Below are 23,394 nucleotides of genomic sequence, written 5' to 3'. Positions count from 1 at the left end.
GGCACGCACGCCGAACGAAAAAAGGGCCCCGCGAGGGACCCTTTCCGTCTCGATCGCGACGCGATCGATCACATGCGGCGCATCATCCGGCGATGCATCATCTTGCGGTGCATGTGCCGACGCTCCATGCGGCGCTCCATCCGGCGATGCATCATGCGGCGCTCCATCCGACGCTCCATGCGCATCTGCACGGTGGACACGGTCTCGGGAGCGGTGACGCCCATGGGCGCGCCGGGGGCGGCCGAGGCGGAGGTGGCGAGGCTGGCGCCGCCGAGCGAGGCGAGCACGGCGATGGCGAAGGTCAGTTTCCTCACGTGGAACTCCCGTTGTCTTGTCCGAGTGCGGTGCCCGGTCTGCGCGTCCGGCCCTCGAGGGTGAAGGACACGTGGCGCGCACCGGAGTGAGCGGCGGGCCCCGCAGAAGCCCGCCGCTGATAACCCGCGACTCAGAGATTCGTTTCCTCGAAAGCCCGCACCCAATCAGCACAAATTCCCGAACGCACGATATCGTCCAGGGTGAATTCCACCACGGGGATGGGCATCATGCGGCTCTTGATGAGATGGATCACCGTGCGCAGGCCCGACGTCTCGCGCAGATCCGTCTGCGACACGTCGCCGTTGATGATCACCTGGCAATCGTCTCCGATGCGGGTGAGGAACATCTTGATCTCGGCGGTGGTGGTGTTCTGCGCCTCGTCGAGGATCACGAGGCAGTTCTTGAAGGTGCGCCCGCGCATCACCTCGAAGGGCACCACCTCGATGTCGCCGGTCTTGACCGCGATGTCGAAGGCCGCCGCGCCCATGCGCTCCTTCATGGTCTCGGTCAGGGGCGCGACCCAGGGGGCGATCTTCTCCTCCAGGGTGCCGGGGAAGTAGCCGAGGGACCGGCCCGACGGCACGTTGGGACGGGTGATGATCACCTTGCCGATGCGGCGCTGGCGGAGCTGGTCCGCCGCGCGGGTGCCGGCGATGTAGGTCTTGCCGGTGCCGGCGGGGCCGAGCACGATCACCTGCTTGTGAAGGGCCAGGGCGTCGAGGTACTGGGCCTGGCGGTCGGTGAGGGGCTGGATCGGGCTGAGGTTGCGTTCCTCGTCGAAGCGGGTCCGGTGCAACCGGACCGGGCGATCTTCCACCAGTTCAAGTCGTGTGCGCCGTCTCTTCATCGATCAATACTCCACCTGGACTTGGCCAACCGGACTCAATCTGAACTGCACCTGCTGAACGTGACGCGCCGAAAACCCTCTGCCTTGAACGCTCTTACGCTCCCTCGACCGGACGCCAGTGTCCGCCACCAGCCAATTCGGCCGCAAGTGGGCGGTTCCCGCCGGGAGGACCTTGCCTGTGGATGGCCGGTCCGCCGTCTTCGTCCGCCCCTCGATGGTTGCACGCACCATGCCGCGCCGGAAGCGACGGCGGCATGACGATCAATTATTCCCGTGCATTGATGTAGAAAGTCCGCACGGTTCCGGACTTGGGCGACGCGGGAGAGATTTCTTGTCGCGGTGCCGATGCGTCCCCGGAAAGCGCAGGGCGATCGCAGATGACCGCCGGTGTCATTCCGGGGCGCCGCAGGCGAACCCGGAATCCAGAGCCGCCGACAGCGCAAAACCTTGCAAAACCGGTGTTTCTGGTTCCCGGGTTCCGCTGCGCGGCCCCGGGATGACACAGCGTTGCGGAAGGTCCCAACGCCCCAAACGCCATCTGCGATCGCCCTGGCTGGAAGGAGAGGGTTGGGGTGAGGGTCGTGAACTTTCCGGAGAGTTCGCACACCTCACCCTGTCCCTCTCCTTCCAGGAGAGGGGACCCGTGCTGCCCACGCGATGGGTGGATGCCGTCATCCCGAGAAAGACGGGGCCGCTCGCGATTCAAATGCGATTGCCCTGCCTGGAAGGAGAGGGGACCCGTGCTGCCCGCGAGATGTGGGAATGCCGTAGCCTTCCAGGCGAAACGGCCCGAGGCCTCTTCTTCTTCTCTTGGCAGGTCTTCTTCTCTTGGCAGGTCTTCAGCCGAAGCGGGTGTCAGCATGCGCGGGCTTGGTCGCTCACGCCGGCTGAATGAAGCTATCCAAGACCATCTTCTGCCCGGCCTTGTCGAAATCGACGGTGAGCTTGTTGCCGTCGACCGCCGCGACGTCGCCGGGGCCGAACTTGGTGTGGAACACCCGCATGCCGACGGAGAAGGCCGAGGGGGCGCCGGTGGATTTCGCGATGAGCTCGCCCTCGATCTGGCGCGGGCCGGACCGGTTGGCCGGGTTGCGGGAGGGGCCGCCCCCGAAATTGCCGGTGTTGGCGGTGGCGGCCTGGGCCCGCTGCCAGCCCGGCGTGCCGTAGGACGAGCCGAACGGCGTCGGGTTGCGGTCGAAGCGCGAGGCGCCGGCCGAGAAATGCGCGGGGGCGTCGATGACGTCGACGCTGCCTTCCGGCAATTCGTCGATGAACCGGCTCGGCACCGTGGACGACCACAGGCCGTGGATGCGGCGGTTGACGGCGAAGGACAGTTTTGCGCGCTTGCGGGCGCGGGTGAGACCCACATGGGCGAGGCGGCGCTCTTCTTCGAGGCCGGCGCGGCCGCTCTCGTCCAGGGCCCGCTGGTTCGGAAACAGGCCGTCCTCCCAGCCGGGCAGGAACACCGTGTCGAACTCCAGGCCCTTGGCGGCGTGCAGCGTCATGAGCGAGACCCGGTCGGCGCCCTCCTGCTCGCTCGCCTCCATCACCAGGGAGACGTGTTCGAGGAAGGCCGCCATGTCGGGAAACTCCTCCATGGAGCGCACGAACTCCTTGAGGTTTTCGAGGCGCCCGGCGGCGTCGGCGGATTTGTCCTTCTGCCACATCTCGGTGTAGCCGGATTCCTCCAGGATGGTCTGGGCCACCTCGGAATGCGGCTTGGTCCCGACCATCCGGGCCCACCGCGAAAAGCTTTCCACCAGGGCGCGGACGCCCGTGCGGGCGCGGGGCTTGAGCTCGTCGGTCTCCGTGAGCAGGCGCGCCGCCTGGAGCAGGGGCACGCCCTGGCCCCGCGAATAGCCGTGCAGGATCTGCAGGGTGGCGTCGCCGAGGCCGCGCTTCGGGGTGTTGAAGATCCGCTCGAAGGCGAGGTCGTCGGACGGATTCATCGTGACGCGGAGATACGCCAGGGCGTCGCGGATCTCGGCGCGCTCGTAGAAGCGCGGGCCGCCGATGACCCGGTAGGGCAGGCCGAGCTGGACGAAGCGGTCCTCGATCTCGCGCATCTGCGCCGAGATCCGCACCAGCACGGCGATCTCGGACAGGGGATGCTGCTTGTGCTGAAGCGACTCGATGGCCTCGGCGAGCTGGCGCGCCTCCTCCTCCGAATCCCAGGCGCCCGCCACCGTCACCTTCTCGCCCGGCACGTCCTCCGTGCGCAGGGTCTTGCCCAGCCGGCCCTCGTTCTTGGCGATGAGGCCGGAGGCGGCGGCGAGGATGTGGCCGGTGGAGCGGTAGTTGCGCTCCAGGCGGACCACGGTGGCGCCGGGAAAGTCGTGCTCGAACCGCAGGATGTTGTCGACCTCGGCGCCGCGCCAGCCGTAGATCGACTGGTCGTCGTCGCCGACGCAGGCGACGTTGCGGTGGCCCTGCGCCAGCAGGCGCAGCCACAGGTACTGGGCGACGTTGGTGTCCTGGTACTCGTCGACGAGGATGTAGCGGAAGCGCTGCTGGTAGTTCTCCAGCACGTCCGGGTTCTCGCGCCACAGCTTGAGGCAGAGCAGCAGGAGATCGCCGAAATCGGCGGCGTTGAGGGTGAGCAGCCGGGCCTGGTAGGCGGTGTAGAGGGCGCCGCCCTTGCCGAAGGCGAAGGCCTGGGCCTCCCCCGGCGGCACCTGCTCGGGCAGGAGGCCGCGGTTCTTCCAGCCGTCGATGGCCGAGGACAGGGCCCGGGCCGGCCAGCGCTTCTCGTCGATGTTCTGATCGACGATGACCTGCTTCATCAGGCGTAATTGATCGTCCATGCCCAGGATCGTGAAGTCCGAGCGCAGGCCGACGAGTTCGGCGTGGCGGCGCAGGATCTTGGTGCCGATGGAGTGGAAGGTGCCGAGCCACGGCATGCCCTCGCCGGCCGGGCCGATGAGGGCGCCGATGCGGTGCTTCATCTCCCGCGCCGCCTTGTTGGTGAAGGTCACCGACAGGATGTCGAAGGGGCGCGCCTTGGCCGTCGCGATGAGGTGGGCGATGCGGGTGGTGAGCACCCGGGTCTTGCCGGTGCCGGCCCCGGCGAGCACAAGGACGGGGCCGTCCGTGGCCTCGACGGCGCGGCGCTGCTCGTCGTTCAGGCCCTCGAGGTAGGGCGAGCCCTGCGGCCTGAGGGAGGCCATGGCGCGGGCGGCGATGGAGGTGGGCGCGTCGGGCACCGGCCGCGAGGCCCCCGCCGTGTCGGGGTGTTGGGTCATGCCGCATCCCTGGACCAAAACGCGAACGGCGTCGAGGGTCGGGCGCGCGCGGGCGGCCCGCGACGCGCCATCGCGGGAACCCGGCTTTCGCCTCGGGCGTCGTCCCCGCACACGCATCGCCCCACAGGGAGGCCTCGCCATGACCGCTTCGCCCCGACTCCCCTCCGCCCGCGCCCTGGCGGGCCTCGCCCTGCTGGCGGCGGGCGCCGGCCCGGCCCTCGCCCAGCCCTCGGGCAACCCCAACAGCCTCAGCAACATGAACGAGCGCCTCGACACCCAGAGCCAGATCCGGGGCGTCCAGACCCAGCAGCAATTCGACAACAGCCAGAACCGGATGCAAATTCAGCGCAACGAGCTGTTCCGCCCGGAGCCCAACGCCGGGCCGGGCATCGTCGCCCCGCGGCGGTAGGGGCCGCCCTCACGGGTCCCGTCGATCGGTCGCCCGACCCGGCGACCGATCGACGGCCTCGGTGCACACAACCCCGGCCGGTGTGATATGCCGCCCCTCGGACGGGACCAGTTCCCGTGGGAACGGCCCCGCCTCCGGGGGCGCGGGGGAACGAGACGAGCGTGCGTGACATCCTGACCGCGCTGGCGGGACTCGTCGTCCTCCTCCTCGTCGCCGCCCTGGCGGTTCCGCCCTTCGTGGCGTGGGAGGGCCAGCGCGGCCTCATCGACGGCGCCGTGTCCCGGTCGCTCGGCCTGCCCGCCCGCAGCGAGGGCCGCATCGAGGTCCGGCTCCTGCCGTCGCCGCGCCTGCGCTTCGACCGCCTGCGCCTCGGGGACCAGCCGGCCCAACCCGGCCTCGATCTGCATTTCGTGAAGGCGGAGGTGGCCCTGTCGCCCCTCCTCACCGGCGCGGTGCGGTTCACCGAGACCCGGATCGGGCGGGCCGAGCTGCGCCTGCCGGTGACGGAGGGCGAGGCGATCCTGGTGCCCGCCGACCTCGCGGCCGGCCTGACCGGGCGCGATCTCGCCATCGAGGACCTCCAGGTCCGCCAGCTCCTCGTCACCACCCAGGTGCCGGCCACGGGCCGCACCGACCAGATCTACGCCGAGGCCGTGCGGCTCTCGGCCCCGCGCCTCACCGGGCCGTGGCGGGCGGAGGGCACCAGCCGGGGCGTCCCGTTCCGGGTCAGCACCGGCGAGCCGACGCCGGAGGGAATTCTGCCGGTCAAGCTCTCGGCCGGCGGCGACACCCGGCCCTATGCGGAGATCGACGCGACCCTCTCCCTCGCCGACGTCGCCGGGGCCGCCGGTCCGGCCGAGCGCGCGGTGATCCCCCAGGCCGAGGGCACGGCCCGCCTCGTCGTCGGCCCGCCGTCCCAGGCCGCCGGCGCCTACCTGCCGGTCTCCGTCGGCGGCGCGTTCACCGCGCGGGGCGCCGTCGCCCGGTTCAAGTCCCTCGACCTCGACATCGATCCGGGCGGGCGGGCCCTGCGCCTGTCGGGCACCGGCCGGGTCGACCTGCGCAACGGCCGCGCCGCCCTGGCGCTCGGCGCGCGCCGCCTCGACCTCGACGCCTTCCTGCTCTCGGCCGCCGGCCAGGCCCTCCTGGCCCGCGGCCCGCCGAGGGCCGGCCTCCACCTGCCCGTGAGCGTCGACGTCGAGCTCGCCATCGAGAGCCTCGCCCTCGGCCTCGACGACTGGTCGAACCTGGCGCTCGCCGGCACCCTCGAGCGCTCGGGCGGCCTCGTGCTGAAGCGGTTCTCCGCCACGGCGCCGGGGGCCGCGACCCTGAGCGCGTCCGGCGAGATCGACGCCGAGCCGGCCCCCCGCTTCACCGGGACCCTCGCCCTCGACGCCCCGGCCTCGGACGGGTTCGGCCGCTACCTCGGCAAGCTCGGCCTGGAGGGGCCGGGCATCGCCCTCATGGACGGGCGCCCGATCCGGGCCTCGGCCGACCTGTCGGCGGCGCCCCCGTCCGTGTCCCTGCGCAACCTCCGCCTCGACCTCGGCCCGGCGCGGGTCACCGGCAACGCCCGCTACCGCGCCCCCGAGGCCGGCACCCGCGGGCGCGTCGACGCGCAGCTCGCCGCGCAGGGGATCGACATCGCCGCCCTGCCGTCGTTCAGCGGGGCCCTGGCCGACCTCCGGGGCCACGATTTCGGCCTCGTGCTCCAGGCCCGCGACGTCCGCCACGGCCCGGCGGGGTCCGGCAACGGCACCATCGCGGCGAGCATCCAGTCGGACGGGGCGAGTCTCGCCATCGACAGCCTCGACGTCACCGACCTCGCCGGGGCCAAGGCCAGCCTGTCCGGCCGCATCGGCGCCGACGGGGCCGGGCGCATCGCCGGCCGGGTCTCGGCGCCCGTGGCGGCGCCCCTGCTGGCCCTCCTCGACAAGGTCTGGATCGCCGAGGCCCGCCTCGTGCCGCAGGCGTTCCGCGACGGCGGCCTCGACCTCGGCGTGACCCTGGAGCGCGAGGCGGGCGCCGCCGACACCCTGCGCACCACGGCCAAGGGGACGGCGGCGGGCGGCAGCCTCGACCTCGACCTCGTGAGCCGGGCCGGCCGCATCGGCCAGCTCGACCTCACCCTGGCGGCCCCCTCCGCCGCCACGTGGTTCGGCCGCGCCGGCGGGGCGGGGCTCGCCGGACCCGCCCGCCTCCACCTCTCCGGCACCCGTGCCGCCGGAGCCGAGGGCGACGCGGCGGGCCTCGCCCTCCGGGTGACCGGGACGGTGGCCGACCTCACCCTCGCCACCACCCGGCCGATCCTGCTGGAGGGCGAGGCCGGACTTGGCCTTCCGCGCACCGGCGAGATCCGCCTCGGCAGCCCCGACCTCGCGCCGTTCCTGCGGGTCCTGGGCGGCACCGCGCCGATCCCCGCGACCCTGCCCGCCGACCTCACCCTCGGCCTGTCCCGGGCCGGCGACGAGGCCCGCGTGGCGGTGGCCGGGCGCCTCGCCGGCGGTGCCGTGTCGGCCGAAATCGGGATCGCCCCCGGGGGCGAGATCACCGGCCGGGCCGGCCTCGGCCGCCTGTCCGTGCCGGCCCTCGCCGCCGCCCTGGTGATGCCCGAGGGGCGATCCGGCGCCGACGCGGCCTTCGCGCGCTTCGCCGCCCCGCCCGCCCTCCGCCCGCGCATGGTCCTCGCCCTCGGCGTCGAGAGCCTCGACCTCGGGCGCGGCCACGTCGCCACGGGCACCACCCTGACGGCGCGCCTGGAGGACGGGACCCTGGGCCTGACCGACCTCGCCGGCACCCTGGCGGGCGGGCGGCTCACGGGCGCCGTCACCCTGTCGCGCCAGGGCGGGGCGGCGTCCATCGCCGGGGAGGGCACCCTGAGCGGGGCGGCCCTCGCCGGCCTCGTCGGCCCCGGCCCGGTCTCCGGCCGCCTCGGCGCGAGCCTGCGCTTCGGCACCTCGGGCGAGACCCCGGCCGCCCTGGGCAACAACCTCGGCGGCAGCGGTTCCCTCACCCTGGCGGACCTCGCCCTGCCGGGCGCCGACCCGGCCGGCCTCGCCCGCGCCCTCGACCGGGCGCTGGCCGAGGACGATCCCCTGCGCGACGGCCGGCTCCAGGCCCTGGTGGCCGAGGAACTCGGCGCCGGGCCCCTCACCGCCGCCGGCCCCGTCACCACCCCCGTGACCGTGGTGGGCGGCACCCTCCGCGGCGGGCCCCTGACCCTCGACCTCGGGCCGGCGCGCTGGACCGGCACCCTGGGCCTCGACCTGCGCGGCGGCCGCCTCGACGCCCGCGGCACCCTCACGGCCGCCGCCGCCCCGAAGGCCTGGACGGGCGGGCCGCCCGCGATCCAGCTCGGCTTTTCCGGACCGGTGGCGACGCCCGAGCGGCAGGTCGATGCCGGCCCCGCCACCAACGGCCTCGCCGCCCTGGTGCTGCAGCGGGAGCTGGAGAGCATCGAACTGCTGGAGGCCGACCAGACCGAGCGCCTGCGCCGGCGCGCCCGCATCGAGATGGACAAGGCCCGCGCCGCCGCCCTCAAGGCCGCCGCCGACAAGGTTTTGGCCGAGAAGGTTTTGGCCGACAGGCTCGCGGCGGAGGAGGCGGCGCGTCAGGCCCGCCTGCGGGCCGAGAAGGCCGCGGCGGAGCGCGCCGCCGAGGCCGCCCGCCAGGCCCGCGCCGCCGAGGACGCGGCCCGGCGCCAGGACGCGCCCGAGCCGCAGGCCGCCCCTCAGCCCTGACGTCCCTTGAGAGATCAGGCGGCCGGGTTGAGTCCTTCCACCCCGTTGCGGGGGAGGACGATGCCCGATGGAGTTCACGGCTTGGAACGCACGTGAAGACGGGTGAAGACGTCGTGTCCCGGTTGCGCATCCCCTCGCCCCGCTTGCGGGGAGAGGGACGCGTCTCTCCCCTGCCGGGGAGCGCGTCGAGGCGGCAGCCGAAGGTGAGGGGGCGAATCCGGAAGAGGCTCCTCCGACGCAGCCCCCTCACCGTCGCTGCGGCTTCGCCTGCGCTCGCCGCCGGCACGACGGGGTGCCGGCGGCCCTCTCCCCGCAGGCGGGGAGAGGGGAATGCGCTCGGATCGTCCGCGTTCTCGTGCGGGAACGCGTAACCATCGGCCATCGCCCTGCTCGAAGGGGTCGGCGAGAGCCGGACCGAAGCGGGGCGGTCGAGGCCGATCGGCCCTAGCGCTCCGCCCGGCCCACGGCCATGAGGGCGAAGGCGTAGATGAGGGCGACTTCCTCCAGGCGGTCGAAGCGGCCGGCGGCGCCGCCGTGGCCGGCCTCCATGTTGATGCGCAGGAGCACCGGGCCGCCGCCCGTCAGGGTGGCGCGCAGGCGCGCGACCCATTTGGCCGGCTCCCAGTAGGTCACGCGCGGGTCGGTGAGGCCGCCGAGCGCCAGGATCGCCGGATAGGCCTTCGCGGCGACGTTGTCGTAGGGCGAGTAGGACAGGATCGTCTCGAAGGCCGCGATGCTCTCGGCCGGGTTGCCCCATTCGGGCCATTCCGGCGGGGTCAGCGGCAGGTCGGCGTCGAGCATGGTGTTGAGCACGTCGACGAAGGGCACGTCGGCGACGATGCCGGCGAACAGCTCCGGCGCGAGGTTGGCCACCGCCCCCATGAGCATGCCCCCGGCCGAGCCGCCATGGGCGACGATGTTGCCCTCGGCGGTGTAGCCGGCTTCGATGAGCGCCCGCCCGCAGGCGACGAAGTCCGAGAAGGTGTTGGGCTTCTTCTCCCGCTTGCCGTCGAGGTACCAGTTCCAGCCCTTCTCGGTGCCGCCGCGCACGTGGGCGATGGCGTAGACGAAGCCGCGGTCGACCAGCGACAGCAGGTTGGTGCGGAACGCCGCCGGCATCAGGGTGCCGTAGGAGCCGTAGCCGTAGAGCAGCAGGGGCGCCGCGCCGTCGAGGACGAGGTCGCGACGGTGCAGGAGGGAGATCGGCACGGTCTCGCCGTCCGGCGCCGTGGCGAACAGGCGGCGGGTGACGTAGTCCTCCGGCTTGTGGCCGCTCGGGATCGCCTGGCGCTTGCGCAGCTGCCGCGAGCGGGTGACGCAATCGTAGTCGTAGGTCTCGGCCGGCGTCGTCATCGACGAGTAGGTGAAGCGGATCACCGCCGTCTCGAATTCGTGGCCGGGCTGCAGCGAGAGCGAGTAGGCTTCCTCGGCGAAGGCCACCACGTGCTCGGAGCCCGCCATGTCGCGCACGACGATGCGGGGCCGGGCGTTCTCGATCTCCAGGCGCACGATGTGCTCGGCGATGATGTGCTGGTGGCGGATCATCACGCCGGCCCGGTGCGGCACCACGTCGCTCCAGTGGGCGAGGCCCGGCGCCTCGATCCGGGCGGTGGCGATCTTGAAGTCCACCGCGCCGCCGGCGTTGGTGAGGATGAAGAGGTGGGGCCCCCAGTTCTCGACGGAGTAGATCAGCAGGGGGGTCCGCGGCTGCACCACCACGGGCACGGCGTCGGCGGCGCCCCGGTCGACGAGGCGGACCTCCGAGGTCTCGTGGTCGCTCGCCGTGATGGCGAGGTAGTCGCCCGACTGGGTTTCCTCGATGTGGACGAAGAAGCCCGAATCGGCTTCCTCGTAGACGAGGGCGTCCTCGGCCTGCGCCGTGCCGAGGCGGTGGCGCATGACCCGGGCCGGGCGGTGGTTGTCGTCGAGCTGCACGTAGTGGAAGGCGCCGCCGTCCTTGGTCCACACCACCTCGCCCGTGGTCGCCTCGATGCGGTCGGGGCCGTCGAGGCCGGTGTCGAGGTCGCGCACCCGGATGGTGTGGAGCTCCGACCCGTTGGTGTCGGCGCTCCAGGCCAGCCGCGCGTGGTCGTCGGAATGGACCGCCGCCGCGATCTCGAAGAAGGCGAGGCCCGCCCCTTCCGTGTCGCCGTCGAGGAGGATCACCTCGCCCTCCTCGGGCCCGCCCTCGGCGGCGGTCTCGGCGCCCTGACCCGGGATCACCACGACGGTGCGGGGCCGCCGGCACACCAGGGGATGCTGCCCGCCGTCGCGGTGGCGGGTGTAGTAGGCGAACGGCCCGTCGGGCTCGGGCACGCCGCTGTCGTCCTCGCGGATGCGGCCGCGCATCTCGGCCACCAGGGTTTTTCGCAATTCGGCGACGGGCGCGAGGGCCGCGTCCGCGTAGGCGTTCTCGGCCTTCAGGTACGCGCCGATGTCGTCGGGCAGGGCGGCCGGGTCCTTGAGGACGGCGCGCCAGTTCTCCGCCTTGAGCCAGGCATAATCGTCGGTGATCGTCCGGTCGTGGACCGTGAAAGCGTGGGGCCGCGCCTCGGCCACCGGTGCCGCTGACGGAACTGTGATGGGAAGACGGTCGGATGCCATGGCCAAAATCCTCGGATCGGGCTGGCGCGGGACCGGGCGGAGGTGCTTGGCACGGTCCGGCCGGGTTCCGCACGCCATCGTCCCCGCCGTGTGCCGTGTCGGCGCCCGGTCGGCAAGGCGGAAGTCCCGGGCCGGCTCGGGAAACCCGCCCGGTCCGGCCGACCGCTTCGCGGCCAAACTCCTGTGCGGCCAAGCCCCCTTGCGGCAAAGCCGCCCGGGCCGCAATCGACTGGATCGATAGTACCTTGTCGCACCGGGCCGAAGCTTAGGGGTGCCACCCGTGCCGGGCCGCACGACGGAAACAAATGAATTATCGTTCAAACCAGTGTCGCACGGGGCGATGGGGTCGAATGCCTTGTTTCTCGACTTCGAACTGTCTATCTCACCAGTGCGCCATAGCATTGGACGCCGTCATAGATTACACTCCTGCGGGAGGGCGGCATTCAATGCTGTAAACCAGCATCAACCCATGAACGCATAGGCCACGGGATCGATTGTTCTGCATCGGTTCCGCGACGAGGGCGCATGGAAGGAAACCTTAAGTCTATGAGCGAAATCGAAAATTCGGTGGATTACGTGGAATTGACGGTCGATATCGTCTCGGCCTACGTGAGCAACAATCCGGTTCCCTCCGCCGAGCTGGCACAGCTCATCGCCCGGGTCCACGGTTCGCTGGTCCAGATCGGCAGCGGGCAGGAAGAGCCCAAGGCGCCCTCCGCCCCGCAGCAGCCGGCGGTGTCCGTGAAGAAGTCCGTGACCGCCGACCACATCATCTGCCTGGAAGACGGCCGTGTCTTCAAGTCGCTCAAGCGCCACCTGCGCGCGAAGTACGACATGAGCCCCGAGCAGTATCGCGCCAAGTGGGGCCTGCCGCCCGAGTATCCCATGGTCGCGCCGAACTACGCCAAGGCGCGTTCGGACCTCGCCAAGGCCATCGGCCTCGGACAGACCCGCAACGGAAACTACGACGAAGCCGCCTGACCGCGCTTCGATCCTCGATGAAGACGGGCGCCGCCGTTCCGGGTTCGGACGGGACGGCGCCCGGACCGGATGGACGTGCGGGGCCCATCCCGTCCCGCGGTCCCGCGGTCCGGCAATCGGTCGAGCGGCGTCGAACGGGGCTTGATTTAGGATTTATGTCCTTTACCATGGGTTGCAGGGCGGCCGGCGCCGCCCGCGCCGCTTATGGAACAAAACATGAACAGAATTCGCTCCGTCCCATCGGGGTCCCGCCTCCCGGCCCGTCCCGGCGGCCTCGCGCCGGTCCTCGGACGCGAGGCGGTGCGGTTGCTCGGCGCCCTCGCGGCGGAGGGGGCCTACGCCCTGCCGGACCCGGCGGCGCCGGGGGACGGCCTGATCATGCGCAGCGGCGGCGGCGGGATCTCCCTCGGGGCCGGACGCTTCGCGGCGGCGGCGGGCGCGGCGCTCCTGTCGGCCGACCTCGCCGAACGGACCACGGGCCGCCACGCGCGCCTCACCATCAGCCCGGCGGGGCGCGCCCGCCTGCGGCGCGAGCGGGCGGGGGCCCAGCCGCCCTACCTCGCCCAGCACCTCGACCTCGTCGCGGAGGGCGGGCGCGACGCCCCCGCGAAGGCCGGGGCCAAAGCCGGGGCCAAAGCCGGCGACCGGCCCGACCGCACCGAAGCCCGCCCCCTGCGCGACGCCGCCGAGAGTCCGCTGGCCTGGATGGCCCGGCGCCGGGACCGCGACGGCGTGCCCCTCATCGACGCGGCCTGCTACGAGGCCGGCGAGCGCCTGCGCCGCGACCTGACCCAGGCGGTGATGCTGCCGCGCCTGGGCCCGGACTGGAGCGGGATGAAGGTCGACGGCTCGGGCGCCCGCGATCCGTCGAGCGCCTCCGACGCCATGCTGGCGGCGCGCCAGCGCGTGCGCGCGGCCCTCGCCGCCGTCGGCAACGACCTGTCGGGGCTGCTCATCGACCTGTGCGGGTTCCTGAAGGGGCTCGAGCGGATCGAGGCCGAGCGGCGCTGGCCGGTGCGCTCGGCCAAGGTGGTGGCCCGCATCGCCCTCGGGCGCCTCGCCGAGCATTACGGCCTCGAGCGCGAGGCGGTGGGGCCGGACCGGGGCCGGATGCGCCTGTGGCGCGACACCCCAGCGGCCGGGCGCCCCTGACGGCGATGAAGTACGGAATCATACGACTGCGAACGGGCCGACCTTGTGCAGAGACAGCGCACCGGATGGCATCCGGATACGGGCGTGAAGCGCACGGGTGCTCCCTCTCCTGGAAGGAGAGGGCTGGGGTGAGGTGTGAGAACTTTTCGGAGAGTCCACGACCCTCACCCCAACCCTCTCCCAAACAGGCTACCGGATTCACACAACTGCGAATGGGCTGATTCCATGCAGCGGCAGGCATCCGGATGCGGGCGGGAGGCGCACCGGGGCTCCCTCTCCTGGAAGGAGAGGGTTGGGGTGAGGTGTGCGAATTCTCCGGAAAGGTCACACACCTCACCCTGTCCCTCTCCTTCCAGGAGAGGGGACCCGAGCATCCCGCGAGATGTGTGAATGCCGTAGCCCAAACAGGAGAGGGGGCCCGTCGCGGTTCATCTGCGATCGCCCTGCCGGCAAGGAAAGGGGACCCGTGCTGCCCGTGCGAGATGTGAACGTCGTCGCCGCGATGGGACCGGTTCGGCTCAGGCCGCCAGGAGCCGGGCCGCGTCGCGGTGGATGCGCTCGGCCATGGCCCGGACCCCGTTGGCCCGCTTCGACGTGAGGTGGGAGCCGAGGCCGATCTCCTTGAACACCCCGAACACGTCGACGTCCGCGATCTCCTGCGGCGTCCGTCCGTCGTGGAGCGCCATCACCAGGGCGATCAGGCCCTTGGTGACCACGGAGTCGCTGGTCCCGCGCAGGTTCAGCCGCGGCGGCGCCTGCGCCTCGTCCATGTGGGACGCCACCCAGACCTGGCTCTCGCAGCCGTGGACGCGGTTGGCCTCGGTCATGAGCGCGTCGGGGAAGGGCGGCAGGGCACGGCCGAGCTCGATCAGGTACTCGATCTGGTCCGGGCCCTCGTCGAGGATGCCGAAATTCTCGATGATGGTCGCGATGGGCGGCAGCATGGGCGGGAACGGTCTCGTGGCCGGCGGGAAGCCCCCGATATAGGGGACCGGCCGCCGGATGCGACCCCTCGCGAGGCCGCCGCCTACTCCACCGGATGCACCAGCACCTCGGGCAGCTGGAGGTGGAGGGGCTCGGCCCGGGTGCCGATGCCGCGGGCGGCGATCTCGGCCTGGGCGGCGTAGGCGGCGATGAGGCGGGGGCCGAGATTGGGCACCTCGGCCTTGCCGGAGGGGGCGGCCTCCGCGTCGCTGCCCGAGACGACGGACAGGCGCACGGGGGCGCCCGCCGCCGCGTCGATGGTGATGCCGATGGCGCAGGCGACGCTCTCGGCCGTGGTGTCGAGGCACTCGGAGACCACCTCGGCGACGATCATCCCGAGGGCGTTGGCCGTGCGCGGCTCGACGAGGCTGGTGCCGGACCCGTCGATGGTGACGCTGATGCGGCCGGCCCGGCGGAGCTGGCCGAGGCCCGAGGCGAGGCGGTGCAGGTAGTCGCGCAGGTCGATGGAGGCGATGTGGGGCGCCTCGTGCAGGTGCTGCTGCACCAGGGCGATGGCCCGCACCCGCTGGCCCAGGGCCTCGAAGCTGCCCCGGCACGGCGCCGGCGCCGCCCGGCCATAGAGGCCGATGAGGCTGACCATCACCTGAAGGTTGTTGCGCACCCGGTGGTAGACCTCGGCCAGGAGGGCTTCCTTCTCGACGAGCGCCCGTTCGGACTGGTCCTCGGCCAGCTTGCGGTCGGTGATGTCGAAGCTGGCGCCGATGAAGCCCTGGAACGCCCCGCCCTCGTAGACGGGCTTGGCGGTGTCGAGGAGCCAGCGATAGGCGCCGTCGTGCCGGCGCAGGCGGAACTCCACCGTGAAGGGTTTTCGCGCAAGGCGGGCGTCCTCGACGATCCGGGTGAAGGCGGCGACGTCGTCGGGATGGAGGCCCCGGAGCCAGCCTTCGCCGCGTTCCTCGGCCGGGGTGCGGCCGGTGAAGCGGAGCCAGGCTTCGTTGTGATGGATGGCGCGGCCCTCGGCGTCCGAGCGGCACATCATCACCGGTACGAGGTCCGAGAAGTGCCGGAACGCGTCGCTCAACGGAGTGTCCGCGGCCATATTGCTCCCGATCTGCGCTGTCGCCCGGCCCACCACATGCCGGACGCCCGTCAACGTGCCGTGTCCCGGCCCGTTCCGAGGTCAACCGCAGGTTCGGACCTTGTCCTCAGAGCATGCTGGGCAGGATGCGATCGGGCGGCCGGTGGCCGTCCATGAAGGTCTTGATGTTGATGATGACCTTCTCGCCCATGTCGATGCGGCTCTCGTGGGTGGCCGAGCCCATGTGCGGCAGGAGTACGACCTTGCCGGCGCGCGCGAGCTTGATCAGGCGCGGGCTCACGGAAGGCTCCTGCTCGAACACGTCGAGGCCGGCGCCCGAGACGTCGCCGGCCTCGATGAGGCGGGCCAGCGCGCTCTCGTCGATGACCTCGCCGCGGGCGGTGTTGACCACGATGGCCTCGGGCTTGAGCAGCTTGAGGCGCCGGGCCGACAGCAGGTGGTAGGTCGCCGGCGTGTGCGGGCAGTTCACCGAGACGATGTCGACGCGCGCCAGCATCTGGTCGAGGGATTCCCAGTAGGTGGCGTCGAGGTCGCGCTCGATGGTCGCCGGCACCCGGCGGCGGTTGTGATAGTGGATCTGCAGGCCGAACGCCTTGGCGCGGCGGGCCAGGGCCTGGCCGATGCGGCCCATGCCGACGATGCCGAGGCGCTTACCGGTGATGCGCCGCCCCAGCATCCAGGTCGGTGACCAGCCCGAATCCCAGGCGTCGTCGGGGATGATGCGCGCGCCCTCGGTGACCCGGCGGGCCACCGCCAGGATCAGCGCCATGGTCATGTCGGCGGTGTCCTCCGTCAGCACGCCGGGCGTGTTGGTGACGGTGATGCCGCGCTCCAGGGCGGCGGCGACGTCGATGTGATCGACGCCGTTGCCGAAATTGGCGATGAGCCGCAGGTTCGGACCGGCCTGAGCGAGCAGCCCCGAATCGATCTCGTCGGTCACCGTCGGCACGAGGACGTCGGCCTCGCGCAGGGCGGCGGCGAGGGCCTCCTGCGCCAGGGGCTTGTCGTCGGGGTTGAGGCGGATCTCGAAGAGTTCGCGCATGCGGGTCTCGACCACCTCCGGGAGGCGGCGGGTGACCACAACGAGCGGCTTGCGCTTGAGCGACTGCATGCACCCTCCTCGACGCGAACGATCCCCGGTTTCGCCCCGTCGGGGTCCGGCCAGGGTTTCGGCTCGCCCTTTGTTCGTTCCCGGGATGACGGGCTCGCCGGGATGGCGTGGCGGCTTACGGCGCGTTAACCACCATCGGCCAAGACAGATCGGGACAACCGGATCGACCCGGGGCCGAAATCGGCGGCGATGCGCTGCCCGTCTCCGGCCCCGGTGGCTTCTCTACCAGAGGGGCGCCGGAACACAATGCACGCCGCGCAAGGCCGGGCATGCCGGCCCGGATCGGCATGCCCCGCGCGGAAGGACCCCGGACGATGGCGCCTGATCTGCCCTCCCGATCGACCCTGGCCCCGACCCTGGCCCTCGCCCTCGCCCTCGCGGCGACCGGGGCGGTCGTCCCGGTGGCGCCGGCGCGGGCGGCGCCACCGGTGGCCGTTCCCGGCGCGTCCGTCGGCGCCAAGACCGGGCTGCCCCTGCCGCGCTACGCCAGCCTCAAGACCGACCGGGTGAACCTGCGCGAGGGGCCGTCGAAGGATCACCGCACCCTGTGGGTGTTCCAGCGCGCCGGCCTGCCCGTCGAGATCGTGGCCGAGTTCGAGACCTGGCGCCGCATCCGCGATTCGGAGGGCACGGAGGGCTGGGTGCTGCACTCCCTGCTGTCGGGGCGGCGCACCTCCATCGTCACGGCGCCCAGGGCGGGTGGCAAAGGGGACGGCAAGGGGGACGGCAAAAGTGAGGTGAAGGCCGAGACCTCCCTCTACGCCCGCGCCGACGACGCGTCGGCCGAGGAGGCGCGCCTCCAGGCCGGCGTCATCGGCAGCGTCAAGAGCTGCAGCGGCACCTGGTGCCGGGTCATCGTCGCCCTGCCGCAGAAGCGCGGCGACGTCGACGGCTACGTCCGCCAGGAGCGCCTGTGGGGGGTCTACCCCTACGAGAAGGTGGAGTGATCCCGGCCGAGCCCCGGCCGGACGGCGCCGGCGGTCACGCCGCGTCGTTGATGGTCCGCAGGCTCGCCACGAGGTCGGAGAAGCGGTCGCCCTGAACGATCACGTGGGCGCGCAGGAGCTCGGACGCGCCGGTCTCGTCCCCCGCCACGATGGCCGCCACGATGGCCTCGTGCTCGGCCAGGGACTGCCCGAGGCGGTGGCGCGCCCGCAGCTGCATCCGGCGGAACGGCGCGAGGCGCCGGTGCAGCAGCCGCGCCTGCTCGGCCAGGAAGGCGTTGCGGCAGGCCCGGTAGACCACCGTGTGGAAGACGTAGTTCTCTTCGTAGTAGCGCTCCGGGTCCTGGGCTTCCGCGGCCGCCCCGCAGGCGGCGAGCGCCGCCTTGAGGGCGGCTTCGTCGGCCGGAACCAGGCGGCGCGCGGCGAGGCGCCCGCAGGCGGCCTCGATCTCCGCCATGGTCTCGAACATGGCGATGAGCAGCTGCGGGTCCGGCGCGCTCACCAGGGCGCCCCGGCGCGGCTTGATCTCGACGAGCCCCGTCATCGCCAGCTGCAGCAGGGCCTCGCGGATCGGCGTGCGCGACACCCCGAACCGCTCGGCGAGCTCGGTCTCGTCGAGGCGGGCGCCGATGGCGAGGCGGCCGTCGACGATCTCCGTCTCGATGGTCTGGCGCAGGCGCAGGGACTGGTTCACGCGCTCGGGTTCCATCGCTCCGGTTCCTCTGCCACGGCCTCGCCCTCCGCCAGCCCGTTTACTTACCCCCACCTTATGCGGCCCGGTTGACAAAATATACAAGCCGTCGTTCTCTGGTATAAATAGCGGGCATCGCAGTATAAATGCTGCACCGCAAAAACCGGGTGGGCGGCCAGCCCGCCGAAGGAGGAAGACGCCATGACGTTGACACGCCGCACCCTCGTCGCCGCCGGCCTGGCCGCGCCCGCCATCCTGTCCCTCGGGTCGCGGGCCCGGGCCGCCACCACCCTGAAGATCTCGCACCAGTTCCCCGGCGGCACCATCGACGAGGGCGACTTTCGCGATCGGGCGTGCCGGAAGTTCGCCGCGGCCCTCGCCGAGCGCTCGAAGGGCGCCCTGGAACTCCAGGTCTATCCCGGCTCGTCCCTGATGAAGACGAACGCCCAGTTCGGCGCCATCCGCAAGGGCGCCCTCGACATGACCCTCTACCCGAGCCCCTATGCGGGTGGCGAGGTGCCGGAGATGAACATCGGCCTGATGCCGGGCCTCGTCACCTCCTACGCCCAGGCCACGGCCTGGAAGAGCGCCCCCGTCGGCCGCAAGCTCACGGAGATCCTCGAATCCAAGGGCGTCGTGGTGGTGTCGTGGGTGTGGCAGGCCGGCGGCGTCGCCAGCCGCGACCGGCCGCTGTTCACGCCGGGCGACGCCAAGGGCCTCAAGGTCCGGGGCGGCTCGCGCGAGATGGACCTGATGATGAAGGCGGCGGGTGCGGCCACCCTGTCGATCCCGTCGAACGAATCCTACGCCGCCATGCAGACGGGCGCGTGCGACGCCGTCATCACCTCCTCCACCAGCCTGATCTCGTTCCGCCTGGAGGAACTGTCGAAGTCCCTGACGTCGGGCGCCCAGCACACCTACTGGCTCATGTGGGAGCCGATCATGATGTCGAAGATCGTGTTCGACCGCCTGCCGAAGGACCAGCAGGACCTCATCATGACCATCGGCGCCGAACTCGAGACGTTCGGGCAGGCCGGCGCCAAGGAGGACGACACCCGCGTCGAGCAGGTCTTCGGCAAGGCCGGCGCCAAGGTGCAGCAGCTCGACGAGAAGACCCTGGGCCAGTGGCGCGACATCGCCAAGGACACCGCCTGGAAGGATTTCGCGGGCAAGTCCGCGAGCTGCGCCGAGCTCCTCAAGCTGGCGGAGCAGGTGTCGTGAGCCACGCCTTCGACGCGGCCTCGGCCGCCTCCGAATCGGCGCCCGCCGCGCCCGAACCCCGCGTCCCCGGCCTGCTCGGGGCCATCGACCGCGCGATGAAGGCCATCAACGGCGTGGTGATGGTCTTCGGCGGCCTCGCCCTCGTCGGGGCCTGCCTCGTGCTCAGCTACAGCGTGTTCGTGCGCTACTGGCTGAAGGAGCCCACGGACTGGCAGGACGAGATGGCGGTGTTCCTCATCGTCGGCGCCACCTTCTTCTCGGCCGCCGCCGTCCAGGCCCGGCGCGGCCACGTCGCCATCGAGGCGCTCAGCGGCCTGCTCTCGCCCCGGATCAACCGCGCCCGCCTGCTCATGGCCGACGTCATCAGCATCGTGTTCGTGACGTTCTTCGCCTGGAAAAGCTGGAGCCTGTTCCACGAGGCCTGGGTCGACGGGCAGGTGTCGCAATCGACCTGGGGGCCGCCCCTGTGGATTCCCTACGCCCTCATGGCCGTGGGCATGAGCTTCCTCGCCCTGCAGTTCCTGCTGCAGATCGCCGAGGCCCTGAACTACGGCCCCCGCGCCGCCGGCTGGGCCGATCCGAAGGTCGGGCTCGGGTCCGAGCTGAACTCCGAAACCCTCAAGACGAGCCCCCACCCATGAGCGTCGCGGCCATCGGCTTCCTCTATGCGGGTGCCACCCTCAGCGCCATGCTGGCCGGCATCCCCATCGCCTTCGCGCTCGGCTTCGTGGCGCTCGCCTTCATGTACTTCTTCATGCCGGGCGCCTCCCTCGATACGGTGGCGCAGAACGTCTACGAGGAGATGGCCTCCATCACCCTGCTGTCGATCCCGCTCTTCATCCTGAAGGGCGCGGCCATCGGCCGTTCACGAGCCGGCCAGGACCTCTACTCGGCCATGCACGCCTGGATGCACCGCATCCCCGGGGGGCTCGGCATCGCCAACGTCTTTGCCTGCGCGCTGTTCGCCGCCATGGCGGGGTCCTCGCCCGCCACCTGCTCGGCCATCGGTTCGGCCGGCATCCCGGAGATGCGCAAGCGCGGCTACTCGCCGGGCTTCGCCGCCGGGATCATCGCCGCCGGCGGCACCCTCGGCATCCTGCTGCCGCCCTCCATCACCATGATCCTCTACGCGGTGGCGGCCGAGCAGTCCCTGGGGCGCCTGTTCCTCGCCGGCATCGGGCCGGGCCTGCTCCTGGTCGGCCTGTTCGCCGCCTGGTCGGTCTACCGCTTCCGGGCGGAATACGCCGCCGCGAAGGCGGCCTACGAGCGCAACGGCACGACCTCGCCGATCCTCGCCGAGGACACCTACAGCATGCGCGAGCGCTTCTCGACGCTGCCGCGGGTGCTGCCCTTCGTGGTGCTGCTCACCGGCGTGATGGTCGCCCTCTACGGCGGCTACTCGACCCCCTCCGAGACGGCGGGCCTCGGCGGCCTCCTGGCCCTCGGCCTCATCGCCATCATCTACGGCGTCTGGCGCCCGAAGGATGTCAACCCGATCCTCGCCGCCACCCTGCGGGAATCGACCATGCTGATGCTCATCATCGGCATGTCCCTGCTCTACGCCTACGTGATGAGCTACCTGCACATCTCGCAATCGGCGGCCAACGCCATCGTGGCGATGCAGCTGTCGCCCTGGGTGCTGCTGGTGACGATCCTGGGGCTGGTGATCCTCCTCGGCTTCTTCCTGCCGCCGGTCTCGATCATCCTGATGACGGCGCCGATCATCCTGCCGCCCCTGAAAGCCGCCGGGTTCGACCTCGTCTGGTTCGGGGTCGTCATGACCATCACCATGGAGATGGGCCTGATCCACCCGCCGGTCGGCCTCAACATCTTCGTCATCAAGAACATCGCCCCCGACATCCCGCTCAAGGACATCATCTGGGGCACGCTGCCCTTCGTGATGCTCATGGCGGTGGCGATCCTGATCCTCTGCCTGGTGCCCGGCATCGCCCTGTGGCTGCCGAACTGGCTGCTGCCGTCGACGCGGTAGGGCGGGCCTGGAGCTGGCGACGCGCGGCCCGGACCCCTGGTTCGGGCCGTTCGCTTGCGTGCGACCGACGATCGATACCATTGTGTACCATCAAATTTGTCGTTACATTCGGATATGACGATTCGCTTCGCATGGGATCCGGCCAAGGCCGAGAGCAACCGGCTGAAGCATCGCATCACCTTCGAGGTCGCATCCCGCGTCTTTGCCGATCCCTACGCGTCGAGTTTGCAGGATCGGATCGAGGACGGCGAGCACCGCTGGCAGACCATCGGCCTCGTGGACGGCGTCACGATTGTGCTGGTTGCTCACACGATCCTCGACGCGGACGACGGAACGGAAATCGTTCGCATCATCTCGGCCCGGCGGGCCGACCGGCAGGAGCGCAGGCGCTATGAACAAGACCGATCCCGTCGTCTTTGAGCTCGATCTGCACCGGCCCGCCGCCCTCACGCCGGAGCAGGGCGCGGAGCTGGCGGCCCTTGCCGCCGCTCCGGACGCCGAGATCGACTACGGCGATATCCCGCCGCTCACGGATGCGTTCTTCGCCAATGCCCAGCGCAATCCATTCTATCGTCCAATCAAGGCCCAGGTCACCGTCCGCCTCGACGCGGATGTGCTGGCCTGGCTGAAGACGGGCGGGCGCGGCTACCAGACGAAGCTGAACGCCATTCTTCGCCGCGCCATGCTTCAGGATGCCGGGCCGAAATGATCCGGCCTCACCGCCCGGTCCAGTCCGGCGCGCGCTTGCCCAAAAACGCCTCCATCCCCTCGCGAAAATCGGCGCTGGTGTAGCAGAGGCGGATGAGGTCGTCGCCGGGGCGCTCGCCTTCCGTGTCGTCGGCATCCTGGATTCGGCGCAGGCCTTCCTTGGTGGCCTGCAGGGTCAGGGGGGCGTGGCCGGCCATGAGGCCGGCGAGTTCGGTGGCGCGGATTGCGAGGGCCTCGGCGTCCGCCACCACCTCGCCGACGAGGCCGATGGCGAGGGCCTCCTCGGCGCCAATAAGGCGGGCGGTGAAGATCATGTCCTTGACCCGCGCCGGGCCGACCAAGGCGGAGAGGCGCTTGAGGTTGGCGAGCGACAGGCAGTTGCCGAGCGTCCGCGCGATGGGAAAGCCGAAGCGAGCGTCGCGGGTGGCGATCCGGAGGTCGCAGGACGCCGCGATGGCCGCCCCCCCGCCGGTGCAGGCGCCCGCGATGGCCGCGATGACCGGCACGCGCAGGCGTTCCAGGGCGCCCATGACCCGGTCCATGAACCGCTCGTAGTCGAGGGCGTCCTGGGCGGACGAGAAGCCACGGAACTGGGCGATGTCGGTGCCGGCGGCGAACGCCTTGTCGCCGGCCCCGGTGATCACCAGCACCCGCACGGACGGGTCGGCGGCGATGCGGGCGCAGTGGTCGATGATCCCCTGGTACATGGCGAAGGTGAGGGCGTTGCGGGCCCGGGGCCGGTTGAGGACGAGGCGGGCGATGCCGGCCCCGTCCTGGGTGAACAGGATCTCGTCGGCGGCGGTCGGGGCGGCACTCATGGCGGGTCCGGGGTGGCGTGGGGGGTGCCCCCGGCATGCCCAGCCCGGCCGCCCGAATCAACCCGGCCGGGAACGCCCGCCGGACGCGTCCGTTGATGTCGGATTTGGCATTCGGCGCGCGACGGCGGCGCCCTCGGGAGACGATTCATGCGCGGATGGATGCGACACGCGGCCGGCGTCGCCGCGCTCGGGCTGGCCCTCGGCACGGCGCAGGCGGCGCAGGCCGGCTGCACCCGCCAGGTGATCAACCGGACGGTCCACGACGTGGTGTTCAGCCAGGATGGCGGCCCGGCGATCACCGTGCAGCCGCGCCGGGCCCGCACCATCCTCTACCGCCAGTCGGGGCGGGTCGACGTCGCGGTCTATTGCCGGTCGCGGCTCGCCGGCCTCGAACCCGTCCCGCAAGAGCCCGCGTTCCAGGCCGCGTTCGACACCGTGGCCGTGTTGGACCGGTGCTACGTCGCCGTCGGCCGCGGCGGCACCCAGCCCATCGCCCTCAACAACCCGCGCCAGGGCGACATCGTGGTGGCGCCCTACGGGCTCGCCTGCCCGTAGGGGCGGCAAGCCTCCTCCAGAA

The 23,394-nt window shown here is 71.5% G+C and carries 20 protein-coding genes; 11 read left to right on the top strand and 9 right to left on the bottom strand.

Annotation, left to right across the window (positions count from 1 at the left end; genetic code table 11):
* Positions 1 to 68 precede the first annotated feature (68 nt).
* The 3 genes from ASF28_RS03805 to ASF28_RS03795 form a co-directional block, all read right to left on the bottom strand.
* Positions 69 to 314: a hypothetical protein gene (locus ASF28_RS03805; RefSeq protein WP_056087880.1), complete on the bottom strand. Its 246-nt coding sequence runs from the start codon at positions 312 to 314 to the stop codon at positions 69 to 71.
* A gap of 131 nt (positions 315 to 445) precedes the next feature.
* Positions 446 to 1,162: a PhoH family protein gene (locus ASF28_RS03800; protein ID WP_056087875.1), complete on the bottom strand. Its 717-nt coding sequence runs from the start codon at positions 1,160 to 1,162 to the stop codon at positions 446 to 448.
* 878 nt (positions 1,163 to 2,040) lie between these two features.
* The gene (locus ASF28_RS03795) at positions 2,041 to 4,404 is read right to left on the bottom strand and encodes an ATP-dependent helicase (RefSeq protein ID WP_056087872.1); all 2,364 of its coding nucleotides are present in this window, start codon (positions 4,402 to 4,404) and stop codon (positions 2,041 to 2,043) included.
* A gap of 139 nt (positions 4,405 to 4,543) precedes the next feature.
* On the opposite strand from ASF28_RS03795, the gene ASF28_RS22255 reads away from it, so the two are divergent.
* Together ASF28_RS22255 and ASF28_RS03785 are read left to right on the top strand one after the other, a co-directional pair.
* Complete coding sequence (locus ASF28_RS22255) at positions 4,544 to 4,813, top strand: hypothetical protein (RefSeq protein ID WP_056087867.1); 270 nt, start codon at positions 4,544 to 4,546, stop codon at positions 4,811 to 4,813.
* A 161-nt stretch (positions 4,814 to 4,974) separates the two neighbouring features.
* Positions 4,975 to 8,553, top strand: a complete 3,579-nt coding sequence (locus ASF28_RS03785; RefSeq protein ID WP_056087865.1) for an AsmA family protein — start codon at positions 4,975 to 4,977, stop codon at positions 8,551 to 8,553.
* Between the two features lie 444 nt (positions 8,554 to 8,997).
* Here the strand turns inward: ASF28_RS03785 and ASF28_RS03780 are convergent, their stop codons facing one another.
* Positions 8,998 to 11,157: a S9 family peptidase gene (locus ASF28_RS03780; protein ID WP_056087862.1), complete on the bottom strand. Its 2,160-nt coding sequence runs from the start codon at positions 11,155 to 11,157 to the stop codon at positions 8,998 to 9,000.
* A gap of 546 nt (positions 11,158 to 11,703) precedes the next feature.
* On the opposite strand from ASF28_RS03780, the gene ASF28_RS03775 reads away from it, so the two are divergent.
* Positions 11,704 to 12,138 carry a MucR family transcriptional regulator gene (locus ASF28_RS03775; protein WP_056087860.1) on the top strand — a complete coding sequence of 145 codons (435 nt, stop codon included), beginning with the start codon at positions 11,704 to 11,706 and terminating at the stop codon, positions 12,136 to 12,138.
* Positions 12,139 to 12,354: 216 nt separating this feature from the next.
* Positions 12,355 to 13,290, top strand: coding sequence for a DUF6456 domain-containing protein (locus ASF28_RS03770; protein WP_244474874.1), 936 nt, complete (start codon positions 12,355 to 12,357; stop codon positions 13,288 to 13,290).
* A 518-nt stretch (positions 13,291 to 13,808) separates the two neighbouring features.
* Here the strand turns inward: ASF28_RS03770 and ASF28_RS03765 are convergent.
* The 3 genes from ASF28_RS03765 to ASF28_RS03755 form a co-directional block, all read right to left on the bottom strand.
* A complete protein-coding gene (locus ASF28_RS03765; RefSeq protein ID WP_056087857.1) occupies positions 13,809 to 14,234 on the bottom strand; it encodes a SufE family protein in 426 nt (141 codons plus the stop codon).
* 83 nt (positions 14,235 to 14,317) lie between these two features.
* Positions 14,318 to 15,367: a sensor histidine kinase gene (locus ASF28_RS03760; protein WP_370692847.1), complete on the bottom strand. Its 1,050-nt coding sequence runs from the start codon at positions 15,365 to 15,367 to the stop codon at positions 14,318 to 14,320.
* A gap of 73 nt (positions 15,368 to 15,440) precedes the next feature.
* The gene (locus tag ASF28_RS03755; RefSeq protein ID WP_056087851.1) at positions 15,441 to 16,445 is read right to left on the bottom strand and encodes a 2-hydroxyacid dehydrogenase; all 1,005 of its coding nucleotides are present in this window, start codon (positions 16,443 to 16,445) and stop codon (positions 15,441 to 15,443) included.
* A gap of 314 nt (positions 16,446 to 16,759) precedes the next feature.
* On the opposite strand from ASF28_RS03755, the gene ASF28_RS03750 reads away from it, so the two are divergent.
* Entirely contained in the window at positions 16,760 to 17,392 is a 633-nt protein-coding gene (locus ASF28_RS03750) for an SH3 domain-containing protein (protein WP_056091136.1), read from the top strand.
* Positions 17,393 to 17,426: 34 nt separating this feature from the next.
* Here ASF28_RS03750 and ASF28_RS03745 read toward each other — a convergent pair whose 3' ends face one another.
* Positions 17,427 to 18,098 carry a GntR family transcriptional regulator gene (locus ASF28_RS03745; RefSeq protein ID WP_370692846.1) on the bottom strand — a complete coding sequence of 224 codons (672 nt, stop codon included), beginning with the start codon at positions 18,096 to 18,098 and terminating at the stop codon, positions 17,427 to 17,429.
* Positions 18,099 to 18,281: 183 nt separating this feature from the next.
* Between ASF28_RS03745 and dctP the strand changes: the two genes are divergently transcribed.
* From dctP to ASF28_RS03720, 5 genes are all read left to right on the top strand, one after another.
* Entirely contained in the window at positions 18,282 to 19,301 is a 1,020-nt protein-coding gene (dctP, locus tag ASF28_RS03740) for a TRAP transporter substrate-binding protein DctP (protein WP_056087848.1), read from the top strand.
* Positions 19,298 to 19,942 (top strand): TRAP transporter small permease, encoded by a 645-nt coding sequence (locus ASF28_RS03735; RefSeq protein WP_056087845.1) that lies wholly within the window; start codon positions 19,298 to 19,300, stop codon positions 19,940 to 19,942. The genes dctP and ASF28_RS03735 overlap by 4 nt, the downstream gene beginning before the upstream one ends.
* Complete coding sequence (locus tag ASF28_RS03730) at positions 19,939 to 21,291, top strand: TRAP transporter large permease (protein ID WP_056087842.1); 1,353 nt, start codon at positions 19,939 to 19,941, stop codon at positions 21,289 to 21,291. The genes ASF28_RS03735 and ASF28_RS03730 overlap by 4 nt, the downstream gene beginning before the upstream one ends.
* A 114-nt stretch (positions 21,292 to 21,405) precedes the next feature.
* The gene (locus ASF28_RS03725) at positions 21,406 to 21,711 is read left to right on the top strand and encodes a BrnT family toxin (RefSeq protein ID WP_056087839.1); all 306 of its coding nucleotides are present in this window, start codon (positions 21,406 to 21,408) and stop codon (positions 21,709 to 21,711) included.
* Positions 21,683 to 22,000: a BrnA antitoxin family protein gene (locus ASF28_RS03720; protein WP_056087836.1), complete on the top strand. Its 318-nt coding sequence runs from the start codon at positions 21,683 to 21,685 to the stop codon at positions 21,998 to 22,000. Before ASF28_RS03725 ends, ASF28_RS03720 begins: the two co-directional genes overlap by 29 nt.
* Positions 22,001 to 22,007: 7 nt before the next feature.
* Here ASF28_RS03720 and ASF28_RS03715 read toward each other — a convergent pair whose 3' ends face one another.
* A complete protein-coding gene (locus ASF28_RS03715) occupies positions 22,008 to 22,817 on the bottom strand; it encodes an enoyl-CoA hydratase/isomerase family protein (protein WP_056087834.1) in 810 nt (269 codons plus the stop codon).
* Between the two features lie 147 nt (positions 22,818 to 22,964).
* Between ASF28_RS03715 and ASF28_RS03710 the strand changes: the two genes are divergently transcribed.
* Positions 22,965 to 23,372, top strand: a complete 408-nt coding sequence (locus ASF28_RS03710; RefSeq protein WP_157085337.1) for a hypothetical protein — start codon at positions 22,965 to 22,967, stop codon at positions 23,370 to 23,372.
* Positions 23,373 to 23,394 lie beyond the last annotated feature (22 nt).

The sequence above is a fragment of the Methylobacterium sp. Leaf99 genome (assembly GCF_001422375.1).
Classification (GTDB): domain Bacteria; phylum Pseudomonadota; class Alphaproteobacteria; order Rhizobiales; family Beijerinckiaceae; genus Methylobacterium.
Note: the sequence above shows the minus strand (reverse complement) of the source record. Positions and strands in the feature narration are given on the sequence as shown.